Consider the following 1,640-nt stretch of genomic DNA (forward strand, 5'->3'; position numbering starts at 1 on the left):
CGCCTGCCGCTGCGCGCGCAGCTCGAGGCCTATGCGGGGGCACGGCACCTGGTCTTCGCCGAGGGTTCCGCAGTGCATGGACGGCAGCTTCTGGGCCGTCTGGACCAAGAGATCCTGATCCTGAACCGACGACCGGACACGCGGATGGTTCCGGCGCAGCTTGGCGCGAGGTGCAAGGTGCTGACCTATGCCGAGCCTATCGCGCATTTTGCCGCGCCGTTGGACCCCGCCGGCAGCCCCTTGGCCGACCGGGGCCTGGCGCTGCCCGATCTGTCGGCGCTGGCGCGGGCGCTTGGTGCCTGTGGTCTGGATCTTGCGCGCCACTGGAACAACGACGACTTCCGTGCCGAAGTCGTCCGTGACGTCGCAGCATGGGCGGCGGCAACGGGGCGCCTGTCCGAGGTGGATACCGATCTGACGCGGCCTGTTCTCGGTGCCCTCGAAGCGGCGGTGCACAACCTGCCGGGCCTCTGACATGCGAAGGGCCGCCCTTTCGGGCGGCCCTTGCCATCTGCTGATGATCTCTCAGATCACTCGAGGATCTTCGACACCACGCCGGCGCCGACGGTGCGGCCGCCTTCGCGGATGGCGAAGCGCAGTTTCTCTTCCATGGCGATCGGGGCGATCAGCTCGACCTCGAACTTCAGGTTGTCGCCCGGCATCACCATCTCGGTGCCCTCGGGCAGCTTCACGGTGCCGGTCACGTCCGTCGTGCGGAAGTAGAACTGCGGGCGGTAGTTCGCGAAGAACGGCGTGTGACGGCCGCCCTCTTCCTTGGTCAGGATGTAGGCCTCGGCCTCGAACTTGGTGTGCGGCTTGACCGAGCCGGGCTTGCACAGCACCTGGCCGCGCTCGACGCCGTCACGGTCGATGCCGCGCAGCAGCGCGCCGATGTTGTCGCCGGCCTCGCCGCGGTCCAGGAGCTTGCGGAACATCTCGACGCCCGTGCAGGTGGTCTTGCGGGTGTCGCGGATGCCCACAATCTCCAGTTCGTCGCCGACGTTGACGGCGCCACGCTCGACGCGGCCAGTCACCACGGTGCCGCGGCCCGAGATCGAGAACACGTCCTCGATCGGCATCAGGAACGGCTGGTCCACGGCGCGCTCGGGCGTCGGGATGTATTCGTCGACGGCGGCGATCAGCGCGCGGATCGAGTTCTCGCCGATCTCGGGATCGCGGCCTTCCATTGCGGCCAGGGCCGAGCCCTTGACGATCGGAATGTCGTCGCCCGGATAGTCGTAGCTGGACAGCAGCTCGCGCACTTCCATCTCGACCAGTTCCAGCAGTTCCTCGTCATCCACCTGATCGACCTTGTTCAGGTAGACGACCATGTAGGGGATGCCGACCTGGCGGCCCAGCAGGATGTGCTCGCGCGTCTGCGGCATCGGGCCGTCAGCGGCGTTCACGACCAGGATCGCGCCGTCCATCTGCGCCGCGCCGGTGATCATGTTCTTGACGTAGTCGGCGTGGCCCGGGCAGTCGACGTGGGCGTAGTGGCGCGACTCGGATTCGTATTCCACGTGCGCGGTCGAGATCGTGATCCCGCGGGCCTTCTCCTCGGGCGCGCCGTCGATCTGGTCATAGGCGCGGAAGTCGCCGAAGTACTTCGTGATCGCAGCCGTCAGCGTCGTCTTGCCGTG

At 67.3% G+C, this 1,640-nt stretch carries 1 protein-coding gene and 1 pseudogene; one reads left to right on the forward strand and one right to left on the reverse strand.

Going from position 1 to position 1,640, the window contains the following annotated elements; all coding sequences use genetic code 11:
• Positions 1-474 (forward strand): annotated as a pseudogene (locus OC184_RS20060) (hypothetical protein); the annotation flags it as partial.
• A gap of 56 nt (positions 475-530) precedes the next feature.
• On the opposite strand, the gene tuf reads toward OC184_RS20060, so the two are convergent.
• Positions 531-1,640: elongation factor Tu (gene tuf / locus OC184_RS20065; protein ID WP_265508940.1), on the reverse strand; the 1,110-nt coding region annotated here is incomplete at its 5' end.

This window comes from Paracoccus rhizosphaerae (assembly GCF_026162645.1).
GTDB lineage: Bacteria > Pseudomonadota > Alphaproteobacteria > Rhodobacterales > Rhodobacteraceae > Paracoccus > Paracoccus rhizosphaerae.